This window comes from Curtobacterium sp. DN_7.5 (genome assembly GCF_022655355.1).
Classification (GTDB): Bacteria; Actinomycetota; Actinomycetes; order Actinomycetales; family Microbacteriaceae; genus Curtobacterium; species Curtobacterium luteum.
In genome coordinates, this window is the sequence record NZ_CP093378.1 from 537,396 (window position 1) to 556,481 (window position 19,086).

The 19,086-nt window shown below is 71.5% G+C and carries 18 protein-coding genes; 12 read left to right on the plus strand and 6 right to left on the minus strand.

The features are described 5' to 3' along the window. Window positions 1–10: 10 nt before the first annotated feature. The 6 genes from MON03_RS02570 (at window position 11) to MON03_RS02595 (ending at window position 4,805) form a co-directional block, all read left to right on the plus strand. Window positions 11–688: a TetR/AcrR family transcriptional regulator gene (locus tag MON03_RS02570; protein WP_242090333.1), complete on the plus strand. Its 678-nt coding sequence runs from the start codon at window positions 11–13 to the stop codon at window positions 686–688. 145 nt (window positions 689–833) lie between these two features. Beyond that, window positions 834–1,088, plus strand: coding sequence for a hypothetical protein (locus MON03_RS02575; RefSeq protein WP_031273824.1), 255 nt, complete (start codon window positions 834–836; stop codon window positions 1,086–1,088). 313 nt (window positions 1,089–1,401) lie between these two features. Continuing rightward, a complete protein-coding gene (locus tag MON03_RS02580; protein ID WP_242090336.1) occupies window positions 1,402–1,911 on the plus strand; it encodes a hypothetical protein in 510 nt (169 codons plus the stop codon). Next, entirely contained in the window at window positions 1,904–2,668 is a 765-nt protein-coding gene (locus tag MON03_RS02585) for an ABC transporter ATP-binding protein (RefSeq protein ID WP_242090339.1), read from the plus strand. Before MON03_RS02580 ends, MON03_RS02585 begins: the two co-directional genes overlap by 8 nt. Further along, the gene (locus MON03_RS02590; RefSeq protein WP_022904336.1) at window positions 2,656–4,089 is read left to right on the plus strand and encodes a hypothetical protein; all 1,434 of its coding nucleotides are present in this window, start codon (window positions 2,656–2,658) and stop codon (window positions 4,087–4,089) included. The genes MON03_RS02585 and MON03_RS02590 overlap by 13 nt, the downstream gene beginning before the upstream one ends. 53 nt (window positions 4,090–4,142) lie before the next feature. Continuing rightward, window positions 4,143–4,805: a TrmH family RNA methyltransferase gene (locus MON03_RS02595; RefSeq protein ID WP_242090340.1), complete on the plus strand. Its 663-nt coding sequence runs from the start codon at window positions 4,143–4,145 to the stop codon at window positions 4,803–4,805. Between the two features lie 8 nt (window positions 4,806–4,813). Here MON03_RS02595 and MON03_RS02600 read toward each other — a convergent pair whose 3' ends face one another. The 5 genes from MON03_RS02600 to MON03_RS02620 form a co-directional block, all read right to left on the minus strand. Continuing rightward, on the minus strand, window positions 4,814–5,974 hold the full coding sequence (locus MON03_RS02600; protein WP_242090342.1) for a PP2C family protein-serine/threonine phosphatase: 1,161 nt from the start codon (window positions 5,972–5,974) through the stop codon (window positions 4,814–4,816). A gap of 54 nt (window positions 5,975–6,028) precedes the next feature. After that, window positions 6,029–7,051 carry a LacI family DNA-binding transcriptional regulator gene (locus tag MON03_RS02605; RefSeq protein WP_242090344.1) on the minus strand — a complete coding sequence of 341 codons (1,023 nt, stop codon included), beginning with the start codon at window positions 7,049–7,051 and terminating at the stop codon, window positions 6,029–6,031. 232 nt (window positions 7,052–7,283) lie between these two features. Continuing rightward, window positions 7,284–9,518: a YhgE/Pip domain-containing protein gene (locus MON03_RS02610; protein WP_242090346.1), complete on the minus strand. Its 2,235-nt coding sequence runs from the start codon at window positions 9,516–9,518 to the stop codon at window positions 7,284–7,286. 1 nt (window position 9,519) lies between these two features. Continuing rightward, window positions 9,520–10,206 (minus strand): P-loop NTPase family protein, encoded by a 687-nt coding sequence (locus MON03_RS02615; protein WP_242090348.1) that lies wholly within the window; start codon window positions 10,204–10,206, stop codon window positions 9,520–9,522. Further along, window positions 10,203–10,856 carry a TetR/AcrR family transcriptional regulator gene (locus MON03_RS02620; RefSeq protein ID WP_242090350.1) on the minus strand — a complete coding sequence of 218 codons (654 nt, stop codon included), beginning with the start codon at window positions 10,854–10,856 and terminating at the stop codon, window positions 10,203–10,205. Before MON03_RS02620 ends, MON03_RS02615 begins: the two co-directional genes overlap by 4 nt. 160 nt (window positions 10,857–11,016) lie before the next feature. Between MON03_RS02620 and MON03_RS02625 the strand changes: the two genes are divergently transcribed. From MON03_RS02625 to MON03_RS02650, 6 genes are all read left to right on the plus strand, one after another. Beyond that, window positions 11,017–14,673, plus strand: a complete 3,657-nt coding sequence (locus tag MON03_RS02625; RefSeq protein WP_242090352.1) for a S8 family peptidase — start codon at window positions 11,017–11,019, stop codon at window positions 14,671–14,673. A gap of 75 nt (window positions 14,674–14,748) precedes the next feature. Continuing rightward, window positions 14,749–14,919, plus strand: a complete 171-nt coding sequence (locus tag MON03_RS02630; protein WP_022904330.1) for a hypothetical protein — start codon at window positions 14,749–14,751, stop codon at window positions 14,917–14,919. 184 nt (window positions 14,920–15,103) lie between these two features. Continuing rightward, window positions 15,104–16,396, plus strand: coding sequence for an adenylosuccinate synthase (locus tag MON03_RS02635; RefSeq protein WP_031273819.1), 1,293 nt, complete (start codon window positions 15,104–15,106; stop codon window positions 16,394–16,396). A gap of 2 nt (window positions 16,397–16,398) precedes the next feature. After that, on the plus strand, window positions 16,399–16,956 hold the full coding sequence (locus MON03_RS02640; protein ID WP_175328768.1) for an arsenate reductase/protein-tyrosine-phosphatase family protein: 558 nt from the start codon (window positions 16,399–16,401) through the stop codon (window positions 16,954–16,956). A 393-nt stretch (window positions 16,957–17,349) separates the two neighbouring features. Next, window positions 17,350–17,679 carry a hypothetical protein gene (locus tag MON03_RS02645; RefSeq protein WP_242090355.1) on the plus strand — a complete coding sequence of 110 codons (330 nt, stop codon included), beginning with the start codon at window positions 17,350–17,352 and terminating at the stop codon, window positions 17,677–17,679. 157 nt (window positions 17,680–17,836) lie between these two features. After that, the gene (locus tag MON03_RS02650; protein WP_022904327.1) at window positions 17,837–18,169 is read left to right on the plus strand and encodes a hypothetical protein; all 333 of its coding nucleotides are present in this window, start codon (window positions 17,837–17,839) and stop codon (window positions 18,167–18,169) included. Window positions 18,170–18,304: 135 nt separating this feature from the next. Here the strand turns inward: MON03_RS02650 and MON03_RS02655 are convergent, their stop codons facing one another. Next, window positions 18,305–19,033: an SOS response-associated peptidase gene (locus MON03_RS02655; protein WP_242090356.1), complete on the minus strand. Its 729-nt coding sequence runs from the start codon at window positions 19,031–19,033 to the stop codon at window positions 18,305–18,307. Window positions 19,034–19,086 lie beyond the last annotated feature (53 nt).

Sequence of the window (19,086 nt, forward strand, 5' to 3'; positions counted from 1 at the left end):
GAGTCCCACCGTGCTCGTCGACCCCGCCGTCCCCACCACCGCACCCCGGTCCGCTCCCGCAGCGGGCGAGGCCGAGGTGGCACCGCGACGACGCCGGGGCCGACCGAACGTGCTCTCCCGCGAGCAGGTCATCGACGCCGCGACCCGGATCGCCAACGAGGAGGGACTCGACCGGCTCTCCTTCCGCGCCCTCGGTGCCGCGCTCGGCGTCGCGCCGATGACGGTGCACCGCACGATCGGCGGCCTCGAGGACCTGCACGCCGAGCTGGTGCGCCGCACGGTGGACGAGTTCGCCTCGACGTTCGTGTGGCCGTCGGACTGGCGCGAGGTCGTCCGGGTCTTCGCGGTCACCTTCCGCGACCTCATGACCACCCACCCGCTCGTGCTCGAGTCGCACAGCCGGCACGCGCCCCTGGCGTCACGCGAGTCCGACGGGGTCGTCCGCACCGTCGTGGGCGCGCTGCGGTCGGCCGGGCTGCCGGACCGCGAGGCGATGTACGCGTTCTTCGTGGTCTACGACTTCGTGGTCGGACACGTCGGCGTCCTCGTGGGCCGGGGCTCCTCCGAGGCCGGGCGCCCGGAGCGGCACGCCCTCGTCGGGGAGATCCTCGGCGAGCACTCGTACGACGAGCGCTTCGCCCTCGGCATCGACGTGCTGCTCGCCGGGATCGAGGCGCGGGTGCGCTGACTCCGAAGGTGCACGACGCCGGCGGGGAGCGTTCGCGCGCCCTCGCGGCGATCGGGCACCGTGCGCACCGTCTGTTCTGCCCGACTTGACACCGGAGAAGTGACACCGGCAGAGTTCGGTATGTCAGATAGAAGGGGGTCACGACATGACCACATTGTCTCCGCTCGCCACGGCCGCGCGCCTCCGGTTGCTCGAAGCCTGGCGATCCGGTGATCCTGCCGTCCGCGCGAACGGGATCATCCCGATCATCATCGTCGTCGCGATCGTCGTGGTGCTGGCTCTGGGGGCGACCGTCGTCCTCGGGGCGATGGTGATCTGCAATCAGCACGGCGGTGTTCTCGACGGGTACGTCAGTCTCTCCACCTGGACGGTGAAGATCACATGCCACAAGCTGAAGTGAGCGGCGCGAGGCAGCGGCGGGACCGGACGCGGGCAGGTCTGGGAGTCATCCTCGGAGGAGCGCTCGGAGCGCTCCTCGGGGTCGTCATCGACGGGGCGATCTGGCTCTGGCTCCTTGCGTCCGCACTCAGCGGGGGCGAGCTCGGAGACGCTGGACCGATCGCGACGGTGTCGGGCGTGGGGGAGTCGGTGTCGGTGACGGGAGGCCCCGGGTTGCTGGTGCTTCCGCTGCTCCTCGCGGTGGTTGCGGCGGTCGCCGGGGCCTTCCTCGGGCGTCTGAGCAGTCCGCGGGGCACGCCGGGGTCTTCGAGAGCATGATCCAACGCCGTGAGGCGTGGTGGGCGTCGGTCGTCGCGGCCCATCACGCCTCGTGGCGGTTGGTCCTCGTGCTCTGCGCGATCACAGCTGTACCCGCGCTCGTCACCGTCGCTCTCAGCGAGGTGATCTTCGGTGCTGCGACCGCAGGTTCTGTTGCCCTCATCTTCGCCCTGTTCACCTTGTCGCCGTTCGTCCACGAGTTCTCGCACGCCGTCGCGCACCTCCTGATCGCAGCTGAGGGACGGGCGGTGGTCGTCGGCGTCGGCGCATGGTCATCCGCGCGCATCGTCCGTTGGCGAACCATGCCGGAGTCCGATGCCTTCATCGCGGCGATCGGTCCCGTCGCGGCGACGGCCAGTGGGCTGATCGGCACCGCGGTGTTGCCGGTCCCGTTCGTCATCGGCTACCCGATGACGCTGCTGTTCGGACTCCACATCCTCAGCCTGCATCCGTCGGCGACGGACGGTCGGGACGTGTGGAGCGTCCTCAAGGAAGCACATGCTTGAAATCGACGCGGTCACCAAGCGCTACGGACGTGCAGTCGTGCTTGATTCGGTGACTTCCCGAGTTCGTGAGGGCGAAGTCGCGGCGCTCGCAGGACCGAACGGGGCAGGGAAGAGCACGCTCATCCACGTGATCACCGGCCTCACCCGTCCCACCCGGGGCCGCGCTCTCCTCGACGGCGTTCCCGTCCTCGCGGGGCGACGGAGGGACGTCGGCTTCTGTCCGGATGATCTTCCGATACCGGAACTCCTGACCGGTCACGAGTACCTCGATCTGGCCGAGGCGCTCCACGGCACGACGCTCGGGCGGCGACATCGGCGCCGCTTGCTCGACTGTCTCCACCTCGATGCTGCCGCTTCTCGGCTGATCGGTACGTACAGCCACGGCATGAAGCGAAAGCTCCAACTCCTCGCAGCGGTCGCGCGCAGGCCCCGGCTGCTCGTTCTCGACGAGCCACTCCGCGGACTGGACCCGGAGTCCGGTGCGCTGCTCCGCGCGGTCATCCGCGACTTCGCGGACCAGGGTGGAGCGGTGTTGCTGTCCACCCATGATCTCGCGAGCGCGCAATCGATCGCCTCGCGGCTTCTCGTCCTGCAACGGGGAAAGCTCCTCACCGACGTGGACGTCGATGCGATCGCCGGGAAGGGCCAGTCGCTCGAGACAGCCTTCCTCGAGATCACCGGGATCGGTGCGGCGGCGGCGCGGTCGAGCGAGCGGTTCCTCGACGCGATCGCGCGAGCGGATCAATGGCGGTGTTGAGAGGAGCAGCGGCCGTCTCGCGGGCGTCCTGGATCGTGCTTCGGCGACACGTCGTCACGTCGCTCGGCGGTCGATCGATCGCGTTGCTCGTCGCGATCGTGCTCGGGGTCGCGGGGGTCGCCTACAACGTCTCCGTCTACCGTTTCCTCGCTCGGTTCCTCCCGTCGGAGTCACTCGCGCCGGGCAGCCGAGATCAGGTCGTTGCGATCCTGACGACCGCACAGGTCACCAGCGCGGGCGGTGTGGCCGTGTTGATGCGGGTGTTTGCTCCTGGACGATCCGCTCTGCGCGTCGCTGTCCAGGTCCTCTCCGCTCGGAGACTCGACGCGCGTGTGGGCGAAGCGCTTCCGTACCTCGTCGTCCTCTCCGTGGCTTCGCTCGGGGTGTCGTACGGGCCGGCTGTCTACCTCACGAACCTCATCGGGGACGGCGTACGGGTGTTCACGGAAGTCGCAGCAGTGACGATCGCGACGTCGTTCGGCGTCACGCTGGCGGCAGAGCTCACGGTGGCACTGCTCCGAAGGTGTGACGCGTCAATCGTCCAGCTCCTGTCCGTCGTGTGCGTGACGGGTGTGCTCGGCTGGCTGGTTGCTGATTCGGTGGACGCGGCCCGACTGGGAAGGACCTCGGCCGCGGCGCACTGGGTGCGACTCCTCACAGCACGTGCGACGATCGACGGTTCTGCCTCGGCGATCACCAGTGTTGTGACGGCTGCGATGTGTCTGGGCTCGTGCATCATCGCCGTGCGGCTCCTCCAGGTACACGAAGCCGCAGGCCGAACGTTCCGGGTCCTTGCTTTCGGCCGACAGCTTCCTCGCTCCCTCGGCGGCTCTCTTCGAGAGCTGTCGATGGCGGTGCGGCAGCCCCTCGGCCAGGTGTCGCTCGTCGTCACCGTCTCCTGTGTCGTCCTCGTCGGGCTCGGATCTCGAGCCGCCGTGATCCCGGCGCCGACGGCGATGCTGCTCGCCGGGATGCTCGCGGCCGCTCCCTCGGAACTCGCATGGGCCCGGACCAGTCCGTGGGTCTGGCTCCATCGGCACAACGGAACGGTAGCGGGACGGATCGCAGCAGCGCAGCTCGCGGCGGGCGCATGCCTTGCCGTCGCGATGACAGGGATCTTCATGACGTCCTCCGGGTTCGTGCCCGGGCCGGCTGCGCTTGCACACCACGCGGTCGTGGTCTTCATGGCGGTGTCGATCGCTCATCTCGCCGGAGTCGTCGCGCCAGCCTCCGCTGATTCGCCCATCTCCGTGGCGGTGACGTCCGTCCTCGCGATCCTCTGCGAGTGCCTTGCGGTGTGGGGAGCGACCGCAGCTGATGAACGGGCACCAGGAACCGGCGTGATCGTGTTCGGGGTCATCGGGTTCCTCGGCGTCCTGTGTTCGATCGTGCGCATCGACTCTCGTCTGCGCGAGGACTGAGCCGTGCTGCGCCGCGTCGGAGCGCGTGGCGGACGGGCCGTACGCTGGAGCGCGTGACCGAGCGCCTCCCGTCCGACCCCGGTGCCGCGCCGTCGCCACAGCCCTCCCACGAGCGCACGACCAACGGCGTCGGACCCCACCCCGAGCCGTGGCCGGACGACCCGCGACTCGACCCGGAGCTCCTCGCCGAGGGCGACTCCCGCAACGTCGTCGACCGCTTCCGGTACTGGTCGATGGAGGCGATCGTCGCCGAACTCGACACGCGCCGCCACGCCTTCGACGTCGCGATCGAGAACTGGCAGCACGACCTCAACATCGGGTCCATCGTCCGGAGTGCCAACGCGTTCCTCGCCGGCACCGTGCACATCATCGGCCGGCGACGCTGGAACAAGCGCGGCGCCATGGTGACCGACCGCTACCAGCACGTGCGGTACCACCCGGACGTCGCCGCGTTCCTCGAGGCCATGCGCGCCGAACGGCGGCCGGTCGTCGCGATCGACAACACCGACGGCGCCGAGCGCATCGAGACGGCGGCGATCCCGGAGCACTGCGTGTTCCTGTTCGGTCAGGAGGGGCCGGGGCTGACCGACGAGGCGGTGGCCGGGGCGGACGCGCACCTCGAGATCACGCAGTACGGGTCCACGCGGAGCATCAACGCGTCGGCGGCCGCGGCCATCGTGATGCACAGCTGGATCGTGCAGCACGCCGTCGACTGACCGGGGCGTCAGGCGTCGCGGGTCAGCAGCACCACGGTCACGTCGTCCTCCGCCCGCTCGGCGGCACGGAGCCGGACGGTGTCGAGGAACGCGTGGTGGTCCCGCGTGCGCTCGAACGTGCGGGCGAGTTCGGTGAGGGTGTCGATCGTGCCGTCGCCGAGGTCGAGCGCTCCGTCGCTGGCCACGAGCAGCGCATCGCCGGGGTCCAGCGTCAGCCGGGTCACCGCCCTCGGCGCACCGCCGGGGTGGAGGCCGAGCGGGAGGTCGTGCGACCGGACGACCCGGTGCTGTCCGTCGGCCGCCAGGTGCACCACGAGCCCGTGCCCGGCGTCCACCGCCTCCACGGCACCGCTGTCGAACGCCACCCGGGCGTGGAAGAGCGTGGCGAACGCACTCGTCGCCACGAGGTCCTCCGCGAGCGCCGGCTCCGCGGCCCGGACGGCATCCGCGGGGGCCGCGTCCCGGTGCTGGCGCAGAGCCGCCCGGATGCCGGCCGCGAGGATCGCCGCGGGCTGCTCCTTGCCCATGACGTCGGCGAGCGTCACCGTGAGGTGGTCACCGTCGCTCGACCAGTCGTGCAGGTCGCCGCTCGTGTCGCCGTACGGGACGGACACGGCGGAGACCCGGAAGCCACGGACCGCGACGGACGCCGGCGTGAGCGCACCGACGACGTCGAGCAGACGGTCGTGGTGCAGACCCTGGCCGAGGGCCCGCTCCGCCCAGCGCCCGAAGTCGATCAGTGCGGCCTCGTCCGCGAGCGAGAACTCGCGCGGTCGGGTGTCCATCAGGCAGAGCGTGCCGACCGGGACCCCGCCGGGCATGGTCAGTGGGACGCCCGCGTAGAACCGGATGCCGCGGTTCGTCACCCCGGGGAGACCGGCGGTCCGCGGGTCGGCGGTGGTGTCGGTGATGACCGTCGGTTCGACCTGCCGGACGGTGAGCTGGCAGAACGACCAGCCGATCGGCCCGGACACGATCTCGTCCGGGATGTTCGGGGTGAGCGTGTGCAGGAGGTCGTCGTCGAGGACGTTGACGTAGGACAGCGGCACGTCGAAGACCTCGCGCGCGACGCGGACGATCCGCTCGAAGCGCTCGGACGGTGCCGCCCCGACCACGTCGAGGGCCGCCACGAGCGCAGCACGCGTCGAGGCCGTGTCTCCGGTGTCCATCGCCCGCTCTCCTGATCCGTCGCGAACCAGGTCAGGCTACCTCTGGGGTCCGTGTCAGCGCCGTGCGGTCGTGCGCCGCGCCACCAGCCGCGGCTCGACCAGGATCTCCCGCGCCGGGGCACCCGGGTCGGCGATGCGCGCCAGCAGCCGCTCCCCGGCGCCCCGACCGATCTCGACACTGCGGTCGTCGATGCTCGTCAGTCCGACGTAGCGGCTCGCCGCGACCGGGGTGTCGTCGTAGCCGATGACCGACACGTCCTCCGGCACGCGCAGGCCGCGCTCCGCGAGACCGGACAGGGCGCCGATCGCCATCACGTCGTTCGCGGCGAACACCGCGGTGACGTCGGGGTGCTCGTCGAGGAGCACGCCGACGGCCCGCACGCCGGCCTCCTCGGTCGGCTCGCCGGAGAGGACCGCACTGACGACGGACGCACCGGGCCCTGCGGCGGCGATCCGTGCCTCCAGGCCGGTCCGCCGTTCGTCGGAGGCGGCTGACCGCGCGCCCACGAAGCCGATGCGACGGTGGCCGAGGTCGAGGAGGTGCGCAGCGGCGATCGCGCCGCCGGTGCGGTCGTCGTTCGCGACGGTGTCCGCTCGGGGGATCGTGACGCGTCCGCCGGCGACGACGAGCGGCATCGACGCGGGGACCGCGAGGTCCGTGTCCGGCTCGCCCGCGATCACGATCCCCTCGACCCGCATCGACAGGAAGCCCTCCACGGGGGATGCGTCGAGCCCGGTGTTGAGGAACCGGTCGGCGACGACGAGCCGGTGGCCCTGGTCCTGCAGGGACTCGCGGAGGCCGGTGAGCAGGTCGACGAACCACTGGTTCCGGAAGTCGTCGAGGACCACGCCGATCGTGCGGCTGCGCGTGCCGGCGAGGGCGACGGCCGCGGTCGAGGGACGGTAGTCGAGCTCCTGGATCGCCCGGAGGACGGCGGCACGCCGCTGGTCGCTGACCCGGGGGGAGCGCTGGAGCACGAGGGAGACGAGCGACTTGGAGACGCCCGCCCGCGCGGCGACGTCGTAGATGGTCGCCGGCTTGCCGCCGGCGCGCTTGCCGTCGCCCATGATCGGCATCGACCTCCTGGTGTCCGTGTCGATCCTAGCGGGGGTGCCCCGGGTGCTGTCGGCGTGACATTTCAGTTCCACCGCCCGGCTCGTGGCCTGTCCGTCGACCGGACGGCGGCGTCCCGCGGGTGCTGATCGGCGGCGCACAACCGAAGTCACCTCGAACCGGACGGATGCGCGGTTCGAGGTGACTTTGGTTGTGCGGCGGCCGAGCGTGCGGCGGCCGGACCCCGCGGCGCTGCTAGCCGATCAGGCTCGGCCGCAGGTCGCGCAGCGTGCGGCTCCGGGTCTGCCGGGCCGTCACGACGTACGACACGAGCAGCGCGCCGAGCAGCCAGCAGAGCAGGATGCCCGTGTCCGACCAGGCAGTGGCCGCCGAGCCGCCGTACATCGTCTGCCGGATCGCGTCGACCGAGTAGGTCATCGGCAACGCGAAGTGCAGCGCCGCCAACGGCCCCGGCAGCGTCTGCCACGGGAACGTCCCGCCGGCGGTCACGAGCTGGACGAGCATGAGCACGAGGCCGAGGAACTGCCCGACCGACCCGAGCAGCACGTTGAGCGCCATGATGATCGCCGCGAACGTCGCCGAGGCGAGCACCATGATGCCGATCGTCGGACCGGCCTGGACCACGTTCAGGTCGAGCGCGAACCGGACGATGAGGAACAGCGCCACCATCTGCACGACCCCGAGGAGTGCGGGGGTGAGCCAGCCGCCGAGCACCACGCGGAGCGGCTTCCGCACGGCGGTGATCGCCCGCTTCGAGATCGGCTTCAGGATGAGGAACAGCGCGTACATGCCGATCCAGGCCGCGAGCGAGATGAAGAACGGTGCGAGGCCCGCGCCGTAGTTGCCCGCCGACGCCACGTTGTCGTCGCCGACCTTGACCGGGTCGGAGATCACGGACGCCTGGGCTTCCCGCGACGACGCGGTGGACGACGGGATCTTCGTGCGACCCTCGTCGAGCTCGTCCGCGAGCTTCGTGGACCCGCTCTCGAGCTTCGTCAGGCCGGACGCGAGCGACTTCGCGCCGTCGTCGGCCGATGCCGCACCGGTGGCGAGCCGGGAGGCGCCGCTCGACAGGGTCGGGGCCGCTGCCGCGAGCTTCGACGTCCCCGCTGCGACCTGCGACGCACCGTTCGACAGGGTCGACGCGCCGTCGGCCGCCGAGGCGATGCCCGACGAGAGCTCGGGAGCCTTCGCGGCGAGGGTGGAGGTGCCCGCTGCGAGCCGGTCCGACCCGTCGGAGGCCTGCTGGATGCCCGAGGTCAGGGCCGGGGCCTTCGCCGCGAGGTCGGATGCGCCGGCGGCGACCTTCGCGCTCCCGGTCTTCAGGTCCTCGATGCCGGTCGACACCGCGGACGCGCCCGTGCCGAGCGTGGTGGAACTCGTCCGCAGCTGTTCCAGCGCGGCCACCAGCTGCGCCTTCTGGTCGGCGTCGAGCACGGTCGACGCCTCGACCACCGGCTCGAGCTGGGATGCCAGCGCGGGGGACTGCGCCGCCAACTGCTGCACGCCGGCGAGGAAGGGCGCAGCGTCGTCGGCCAGCTTCGCGTTGCCGTCCGCGACGGCCGTGGCGCCCTCGGACAGCGTCGATGTCCCCGAGGGCAGCGCCGCGCTCGCGTCCCGGAGCTGGTGCAGCCCGCTCTGGAGCTGCTTCGCGCCCGTGTCCAGCTGCTTCGTCTGCGACGGCAGCGCGGCCGTCTGCCGCTGGGCGTCGGACAGACCGGACGCCAGCTTCGACGCGCCCGTGGACACCTGCTGCGCGCCGCTGTCCAACTGCTGCGTCTGCGACGGCAGGTCCGCGGTGCCGGCGGCGAGCTGCGCTGCCCCGGACGAGAGCTGCCCCGTGCCGTCCGCGAGCCGGTCGGCCCCGTCCTTCGCGCTCGTCGCACCGGACGCGAGCTGCCCGGCACCGTCGACGGCGTCGCCGAGGCTGTCCCGCACGTCCGCGAGGCCGACGAGCAGGGACTTCGCCGCCTGCTTGCCGACCCGCTCGGCCACGGCGGTCCGCATGGTCTTGCCCGCTTGCTCCGCGATGGTCGACGCGAGGTACGAGTTCGTGTCGGCGGTCGTCATCGTGAGCTTCGCCCGGCGAGGGTCGTCCGACTGCGCCGAGACGAGCGCGGCCGAGAAGTCGTGCGGGATGGTGACGACGAAGTCGTACGTGCCGTTGCGCACGCCCGAGCGCGCGTCGGCCGCGGAGGTCTCGGTCCACTTGAAGTCGCCGCCGTCGATCGCCTCCTTCGCGACGTCCTTGCCGTAGTCGACGCGGTCGCCGTCGAGCGTGGCCCCGGCGTCCTGGTCGACGATCGCGGCGGGGACCTGGTCGAGCTTCGCGTACGGGTCGCGGTTCGCCCACAGGTAGGCGCCGCCGTAGAGCAGCGGCACGCACATCAGCGCGATGAACGCGAGTCGGGCGAGGGGGGTGGCGGTGAGCCGCGCGAGCTCCGCGCGGACGAGCGAGGTGGTGGTCACGTCAGGACGCTTCCTGGAGGCGCGGGTCGTCTCCGTCGTTCCGGGCCGCGTCGTCGGGGCTCTGGTCTTCCGTTGGGGTGGGGATGGTGTCGAGGAGGGCGGAGGCGGTCTGGGCCGCCGCCTTCGAGGTCACGAGCAGGACGGTGACGCCGCGGAGGGCGACGTCGCGCACGACGGCGAACCAGTCGTCGACGGCGCCGCCGTGCCGCTCCGGCGAGGTGATCACGAGTCCGGTGACGCCCTCGCGCAGCAGGGCGAGCTCGACGAGCAGGCGCACGCGGACCTCCGTCGGGACGCGCTGGACGTGCGTGTCGGCGAACCGGGTGATCCCGAGCGAGTCGAGCACGGTGTCGACGTGCTCCCGGGACGGGCGCTGCCCGGCGTACGCCAGTTCTTCGCGCACGATGCGGCGGCAGCTCATCACCGGGAAGGGCTCCGCGACGCCGGGGGTGTCGACGAGGGCGAACGCGCGTCGGACGGCTGCTGGGTCCTCGTGGCCGTCGACGAGCACGCGCCCCCGGTCGGGACGCATCCGGCCGCCGGCGACGAGCGAGGCGAGCACCGGCGCCTGTTCGGTCTCGACGGCGACGATGCCCGGTCGTCCGGGGCCGGCCACGGCCGACACGGTCGGCAGTGCGGCACCGGGCTCGTCGCCGATGCCGACGTGGTCGAGTTCGAGCGTGGTCATGCGGCGGGCTCCTGGGTGGTGGTGTGCGCGGGGGCGGGTTCGGAGAGCAGCGCGGTACGCCAGTCGATGCCAGCCATGCCGAGCGCCGAGAGGACGACCATCCGGCGGCCGTCCTCGTCGCTCGTGCCGGACCGGGTCGCCTCGTCGAGGACCGCGATGCAGGCGCCCTCGACGAGGCGACCGAGGGTCGCCGCGTCGACGTCGTCGCGCATGCTGCCGTCGGCGATCCCGAGCGCGCAGGCGTCCCGGACCTGGGCGCGCAGCGGTTCGAAGACGGCGGCGACCGCCTCGATGAACGGACCGCGGACGGCGACGCGCGCCATCGAGCGGACGTGCGAGACCTCGCTCCAGAGCGTCACGGCGATCGCCGCGACCCTGGCGGCCGGCGGGAGGTCGGCGAGGTTCGAGGTGGAGGGCATGGCCGCGGCGATCCGTGCTGCCCCGGCGGTGACGACCTCGCGCACGAGGTCGTCCCGGGACGGGAAGTGTCCGTACACCGCACGGCGGGAGAGTCCGGCGGCCGCGGCGATCGTCTCGAGGCCGGCGTCCGGGTCGCGCTGGAGTTCGGCCTTCGCCGCCTCGATCAGTGCGGCCCGGTTCTCGGTGGCGTCGCGGCGGGGCGCGCGGATGGGCGGGACGGGGGTGTTCACGGGCCCATCGTAATAACTTGCACAGTGCTGTGCAAGTTGTTCTACGCCGTCCCCCGAACGGGTGTCGGTCCTCCGAAGTGGGGACTAGGCGGCCTGAGAGGAACCGCATAGCTTCACAGGAATTCCACGAGAACCACGGACAGAGCCAGGAGTGCGCCCTTTGAACCGTGCAACACCGAACCCCGACCCGACACCACGCCGACTCACCCGCGTCCTGACCGCCGGCATCGCCGCCGCGGCCCTGGCGTGCGGTGGGCTCGCGGTCGGCGGCGCAGCAGTCGCCGCGCCCGCCAGCCACACCGGCGTGTCCATCCCCGGGCTGAAGCTCGCGCAGCCGCTGCGTGACGCCAAGCCCACCAAGACGGTCACCGCGTTCGTGCGGACGACCGGCAAGGGCGCGCTCGAGGTCGACGCCCAGGCGAAGGGCGGGGACCTCACCCGCTCGAAGGCCCCGTCCGCACAGGCGAAGCAGCGCGTGCAGGCGATCAAGTCGACGACCGAGGCCGTGCGCGCCGCCGTGCAGAAGGCCGACAAGCGCTCGACCGAGCTGTACACGACCGAGTACACCGTCCCCGGTGTCGCCGTCGTCGCGGACGTCGCGGCCCTCCAGGAGATCGCGAAGCGCTCCGACGTCGAGAGCATCATCCCGCTCACGCCGAAGAAGATCGTCGAGCCGACCGTCAACGCCGACGCCTCGGCCGCGCCCTCCGGCGTCGACCCGAGCACGGCCAAGGCCGGTGCCGACGGCGTCGCGCCGAAGAACGCCGCGAGCGACGTCTACACCCGGGCGCTCAACGCCTGGACGCAGACCGGCCACACGGGCAAGGGCGTCAACGTCGCGGTGCTCGACACCGGACTCGACTACACGCAGGCCGACTTCGGCGGCCCCGGCACGGCCGAGGCCTACCAGGCCGCGCTCGACTCGACCGCGGCGCCGGCCGACGGCTCGTACGACCCGCAGAAGTTCCTCGGCGGGTACGACTTCGCCGGCCCGACCTACAACGCGGACCCGAGCGACCCGGACAGCTACCAGCCGGTCCCCGAGCCGGACGACAACCCCATCGACGGCAAGGGCGGCGACCACGGGACGCACGTCTCCGGCACCGTCGCCGGGTACGGTCTCACCGCCGACAAGCAGACCTTCGACGGCGACTACACGAAGCTCACCGCCCAGCAGGTCCAGGACATGTGGGTCGGCCCCGGCACCGCGCCCGAGGCGGGCCTCTACGCCCTGAAGGTGTTCGGTGACGGCGGCGGTTCGACCGACCTCACCGGTGCCGCGCTCGACTGGGTCGGCCAGGCGCTCACCGAGGGCAAGGACATCAACGTCCTGAACCTCTCGCTCGGCTCCGACTACGGTGCGCCGGACGACCCCGACAACGCCAAGATCGACGCCCTCACCGCCCGCGGTGTCCTCCCGGTGATCGCCTCCGGCAACGCCGACGACTTCACCGACATCGGTGGTTCCCCGGGGACCGCCGAGGGTGCGCTGACCGTCGCCGCGAGCGCGACCGGCCAGTCCCTCTACGACGGCGTCGAGGCCACGGCCCCGAGCGACGTCGCGAAGACCTGGCGCGGGCAGTACTCGCAGGACTACCAGGGCACGCTCCCGGTCGAGGGCGACGTCGCCGTCCCGACCACGGACATCGACGGCTGCAAGCCCTTCACCGGGGCGGACGCCGCGGCGATCGCCGGCAAGGTGGCGTGGCTGAAGTGGACCGACGGCGCGCTCGAGTGCGGGTCGAAGACCCGCTTCGACAACGTCGCCGCCGCAGGCGGCGTCGGCGTGCTCCTCGCGGGCACGGTCAACACCTTCGACTCGGGCATCGCCGGGAACGCGACCATCCCGGGAGCCGAGCTGACCAAGGACAGCGTCACGGGCCTCCAGGCCGCCGCGAAGGCGGGGACCCTGCACGTGCGCTTCGCGGACGAGCTCGAGGGCTTCGAACTCGCCACCGACCCCGAGGCCGTGAACACGCTCGCGTCGTTCACCAGCCGGGGTGTCCACGGTTCCTTCGGTGACATCGTCAAGCCGGACATCGCGGGCCCTGGCGTCAACGTCATCTCGGCCGCCAACGGCACCGGTGACGGGCGCATGTCGATGAGCGGCACGTCCATGGCGACCCCGGACGTCGCGGGCATCGCGGCGCTCACGTTCGAGGCGCACCCGACCTGGTCGGCACCGGACGTCAAGGCAGCGCTGATGAACACCGCGACGCACGACGTCAAGGACGGCTCCACCACGGCGACCCTGCTCCGCCAGGGCACCGGCCGGGTCGACGCGCTGCAGGCGGTCAACGCCGACACGACGGTCCGGAGCGTGCAGAACGGCCAGCTCGTCACCGCCTCGTTCGGTGTCGTCGAGGTCGCGGCCAGCACGTCCGAGAAGCGGTCGCTGCTGATCGAGAACACGGACTCCGTGGCGCACACCTACGACGTGGCCTACCAGTCGCGCGTGGCACAGCCCGGCGTCGCGTTCTCGCTCAGCACGAAGCGCGTCACCGTCCGTGCCGGTGGCGGTGCCGTCGTCGACCTGACGATGACGGTCGCCGACCCGACGAAGCTCCGCCGGGTGATCGACCCCACGCAGGAGGCCGTCCAGCTGGGCTACCAGCGCGAGTTCGTCGCCGCGGCGACCGGGCTCGTGACGTTCACCCCGACCGACTCGTCGCTCGACGCGCTGCGCGTCGGCACCTACGCGGCGCCGAAGCCGACGAGCTACGTCAAGGGCCACACGGCGACCTTCACGAAGAACCGTGTCGCGGACGTCGAGCTGACCGGGCGCACGCTCGACCAGGGCGGCCTCACCACCGGGTACCACGCGGCCGTCGCGCCGTTCGTGCTCGGCGGCACGGACGCTGCGGAGTCGTTCCCGGACGGGTCGGCGAAGCAGTCGCTCCAGGCTGCCGACGTGCGCTCCTACGGCGCCAGCTACGACAAGGCCTCGGACGTCCTGTCGTTCGGTGTGCAGACGGCCGGTCCCGACGCCAACCCCGGCGCCGTGACCAACGTCGAGGTGTACATCGACGTGGACGGTGACGGCACGGACGACTTCCTGGTCTACGACGCCAAGTCCTCCGCGGTCGACGCCACCTTCGTCACGACGATCGACCTCGCCAAGGCCGCGTCCGACGACCCGGACGTCGACCCCGTGGTCGACGCCTACCCGCTGAACGGCGGCGCGCCCGGTCAGGACGTCAACACCTTCGACAGCTCCGTCAAGGTGCTGCCGGTGACGGCCTCCCTGATCGGTGCGACCGGCAAGCTCACCTACCGGGTCGAGACGGAGTCGGCGTACGCGCCGGGTGCCGCGACGACCGGCTCGTCCGTGGTGGACGTGACCGAGCCGACGGCGTTCGACGTCGCGAAGCCCGCGCTCACCTTCGCGCAGGGCGGCACCGGTGGGACGCTCTTCGCCGACCAGGGCTCCCTCCAGGTGACCCGTGCCGCCGGTGTGACCGACGCCCAGGTCCTGCTCCTGCACCTCGACAACGGGGTCAGCAAGCAGGCCCAGGTCGTCGCCACGAAGGTCGTGCCGAAGCTGACGCTCGTGAAGGGCAGCAGCGTCACGATCAGCGGCAAGGCCAAGGTCGGGCAGCGCCTGACCGCGGCCCACGGCACCTGGGACGCGAAGGGCGTCACGTACCAGTACCAGTGGTTCCGGAACGGGAAGGCCATCGGGAAGGCGACCGCGTCGAGCTACAAGGTCGCCTCGGCCGACGTCGGCTCGACGCTGACGGTGCGCGTGTACGCCAAGGCCAAGGGGTACGTCGACGGATCGTCCACCTCGAAGCCGACCGCGAAGGTCACGAAGTAGTCGGACGGTTCGCCCGGAGTGCGCTGACGGGACAGGTAGTTAGACAAACTAGTTGTTCTCTGGGATGGTGATCGCATGCGAACGCAGAGCGAGATCAAGCAGCTCCGGGCGAACCCCATGGAGTGGCGTCGACGGGGACTCACCCCGCCCGACGTGATCCAGGCCATGGTCGAGGAACGGCTCCGCGAGCCGGGCCACAGCCAGCCGGTCGGGGATCCCGCCTACGCGGACTTCTTCCGCAGCTGACGCTGCGGCAGCGGTCGCGATCCGGGCGCGACCGTGCAACCAACGGGAGGCGCGGTGCCAGGTGGCACCGCGCCTCCCGTCCGTCTGTCCGGACGGTGGCGGGCAGGTGGCCAGCCGATAGACTCGGGTGGACCACCGGCCGGAACGGCCGCGTGCGGTCCTCCGCCAACGTGAGGAGAACCAGATGCCCGCAGCAGTCATCATCGGCGCCCAGTGGGGCGACGAGGGCAAGGGGAAGGCCACCGACCTCCTCGGGTCCCGCATCGACTACGTCGTCAAGTTCAACGGCGGGAACAACGCCGGCCACACGGTCGTCGTCGGCGGCGAGAAGTACGCGCTCCACCTGCTGCCGTCCGGCATCCTCACGCCCGGCGTCACCCCGATCATCGGCAACGGCGTCGTCGTCGACCTCGAGGTGCTGTTCCAGGAACTCGACGCGCTCCGCGCCCGCGGCGTCGACACGTCGAGGCTGCTCGTGTCCGCGAACGCGCACGTCATCACGCACTACCACCGCACCATCGACAAGGTGACCGAGCGGTTCCTCGGCAAGCGCCAGATCGGCACCACCGGTCGCGGCATCGGCCCGACCTACGCCGACAAGATCAACCGCGTCGGCATCCGCATCCAGGACATCTTCGACGAGAACATCCTGCGGCAGAAGGTCGAGGCGGCCCTCGACCAGAAGAACCACCTGCTCGTGAAGGTCTTCAACCGCCGGGCGATCGACGCGGACGAGGTCGTCGAGTCGCTCCTGTCCTTCGCGGACCGGCTCCGCCCGATGGTCGCGGACACCGCCCTCGAGATCCACCGCGCACTCGAGCGCGGCGACACCGTGTTGTTCGAGGCAGGCCAGGCGACCATGCTCGACGTCGACCACGGCACCTACCCGTTCGTGACGTCCTCGTCCGCGACGGCCGGTGGTGCCGCGACGGGCTCCGGCATCGGCCCGGGCAAGCTCGAGCGGATCATCGGCATCGTCAAGGCCTACACGACCCGCGTCGGCGCCGGGCCGTTCCCGACCGAGCTGTTCGACGAGTCGGGGGAGTTCCTCCGCGCCAACGGCTTCGAGTTCGGCACGACCACCGGCCGCCCGCGTCGCTGCGGTTGGTACGACGCCCCGATCGCCCGGTACACGGCGCGCATCAACGGCGTGACCGACTTCGTGCTGACCAAGCTCGACGTGCTCACCGGCCTGGAGACCATCCCGGTGTGCGTCGCGTACGAGGTCGACGGGGAGCGCGTGGACGAGGTCCCCGTGAACCAGTCGGACTTCCACCACGCGAAGCCGATCTACGAGGAGTTCCCCGGCTGGACCGAGGACATCACCGGAGCCCGGTCGTTCGAGGACCTGCCGGCGAACGCGCAGTCGTACGTCCTGGCGGTGGAAGCGATGTCGGGCGCGCGGATCTCGGCGATCGGGGTCGGCCCCGGCCGTGACGCGATCGTCGTGCGGCACGACCTGCTCGGCGCCGCCTGAGCATGCGGGTCCTGTTCGTCTGCAGCGGCAACATCTGCCGGTCGCCGCTCGGAGCACAGGTACTCGTCGCCCGGCTCGGCCCGGACGCTCCGGCGTTCGAGGTCGAGTCGGCGGGCACCATCGCCGATGACGGCGCCCCCATGGACGGTGCCGCTGCCGAACAGTCGCGCCGACTCGGCGGCGACGCGGCGTCGCACCGTTCGCGGTACCTGACGCCGGAGATCGTCGAGTCCGCCGACCTCGTGCTCACCGCCGAGCGCTCGCACCGGGCCGCCGTCGTCTCGCTGGCGCCGCGTGCCACGAAGCGGGCGTTCACGATCAAGCAGTTCGCGCGGGTGCTCGACGGGCTCGAGCCCGGTGACCTCGCCGGGGTCTCGACGCCCGAGGAGCTCGTCGAGACGGTCGCGCGGCTCCGGGGGACCGTGGCGCCGCCGGCGGACCCGGCCGACGACGATGTCGACGACCCCTACCGGCGCTCGGCCGCCACGCACGCGCGGGTCGCGGACGAGATCGACGCCGCGGTCACGGTGATCGCGGACGCAATGCGCGCGGTGCGCTGACGGCGCGGGCTGCGGCCCGCGTGCTGCGGGCTGGTTGGGCGCGTGGCGCGAGTCTCGTCGTGAGCGACATGGCTCGCGGCGACCGTCACGAGAGATGTCGCTGACGGCGAGTCTCGGCGGCACGGGGGCGAGTCTCGGCGGCACGACGGCGAGTCTCGGCGGCACGGGGGCGCGTCTCGCGCGTACCCCGAAAGCAGTTCATCCGCGGAACGAGTACCCCATCGGGGGACGTGTACCCCGAAGTGCCGTCGTCGCCCCCCGGAAATCCGGGCTTCGGCGATGGGCCGCATTGACGGAACCCGTGAATCGACGGGGCTGGCTGGCGAGTGGCCCCTCGCTCCCCGTAGCGTTCAGGTGTCAGCACATGTACCCCGGAACGCGAAGGAGCACGACATGAGCACCACTGTCCAGACCGACTCTCGGGCCGAGGTCACGCTCGACACGGACACCGTGGACACCATCGCCATCCTCGAGGCGGACGCCGCCGTGCACGGTCGTCCGGCTCGCGCCAAGCTCACCTGGTCTCAGGAGGACGACGGCGAGTGGGTGGCGAACTACGGCGGCTACTTCGGCGGCTCGGTCGACAAGCGCGATGGCCGGTACGTCGCCTCGGACACGTTCGGCCTCGTCGTGGGCGACTTCGCCTCGCTCGAGGAGGCGCAGGGCCGCCTCGCCGACCAGCTCCACGTCATGCTCCCCCCGGTGATCCGTCCCGTGGAGTGACGCGACCCGTCACGAGCACCGCTGCGGCCGGCAGCACCGCCGTGGCCGGCAGCACCTGTACCACCAGCACGCCCCGCACCGCCAGCAGCACCCGTACCGCCAGCACGTCCCGTACCGCCAGCAGCACCTGCATCGCAGCACCACCCGAAGGAGCACCATGAGCACCACCGTCACCCACCGCCCGCAGGCCGAGGTGACCCTGGACACCGAGACGATCGAGGTCATCGCCGAGATCGAGGCGCAGGTCATCGCGACCGAGCCGGTCCGGGCAACGGTGTCCTGGAACGTCGCCGACGAGGGCCTGTGGGTCGCTGACTACGCCGGCTACTACGGCGGCACGGTCGACCGGCAGGGTGCGCACTACTTCGTCGCGGACACCTTCGGCGCGTACGTCGGTGACTTCCGGTCGCTCGAGGTCGCGCAGGCCAAGCTGGCCGAGCGCCTGCACGTCGTGCTGCCGTCGGTGCTCCGCCCGGTCGTCCAGGGCTGACGACCGACCGCAGCGCAGCGCGCCTCGACCACACCGCGCCCCGTCCGGACCTCGTCCGTTCGGGGCGTTCGTGCGTCCGGCAGCTCCGACGACGGACGTGCAGCGTAGCTGGCGTCAGCGCCCCCGCGTCCGGGATCACACGGGCTCGATGAGCTGCGGACCCTGGTTCCGCACGCTGTTCACGGCACGGGAGACCTCGTACTGCTCCAACCCCGCAGCGACCGCCAACGACTCGTGGTCGAGCAGGGCGAGCAGGTCGTCCGTGCCGAGGCCCCCGTCGAGCCAGTCGTCGTAGCCGCCGGGCGTGAGGAACGCCGGCATGCGGTCGTGCACCTCGCCCGGGGCGACATGGGCGTCGCGCGTGATGATCGCGAGGGACAGCCGCCACTTGTCCGGGTCGTCCTCGGGCTTCGTCGGGTCGGGCCAGGCGCTCACCACACCGGCCATCGCGAGGGCACCGCCGGGCTCGTGGACGAAGTGCGGCTCCTTGCCGTCCTCGCGCACGACCCACTCGTAGTAGCCCTGCGCGGGGACGATGCACCGGTTCGCGGCGAACGCCCGCTTGAACATGCCGCTCGTCGCGACGGTCTCGATGCGGGCGTTGATCGGCTTCGGCCGCTGCTTCTGGAAGTCCTTCGCCCAGCTCGGCACGAACCCCCAACTGATCTGCGGGAGCTCGCGCTGCCCGTGACGCTGACGCACCGCGTACACGGGGTCGGTCGGTGCGACGTTCCAGCTCGGGGCGAGGCCGGGACGGACCTCGCCGGTGTCTTCGTCGACGTGCTCGGTCCGCGCGGCGAGTTCACCGACGAGCTCGGGGAGCAGGTCGGCGGTGGTGTCGGAGACGACGAACCTTCCACACATGCCGCCAGTCTGCCCGCCACCGCCGACAGGCGCGCACGGCACCCGCGCACGCG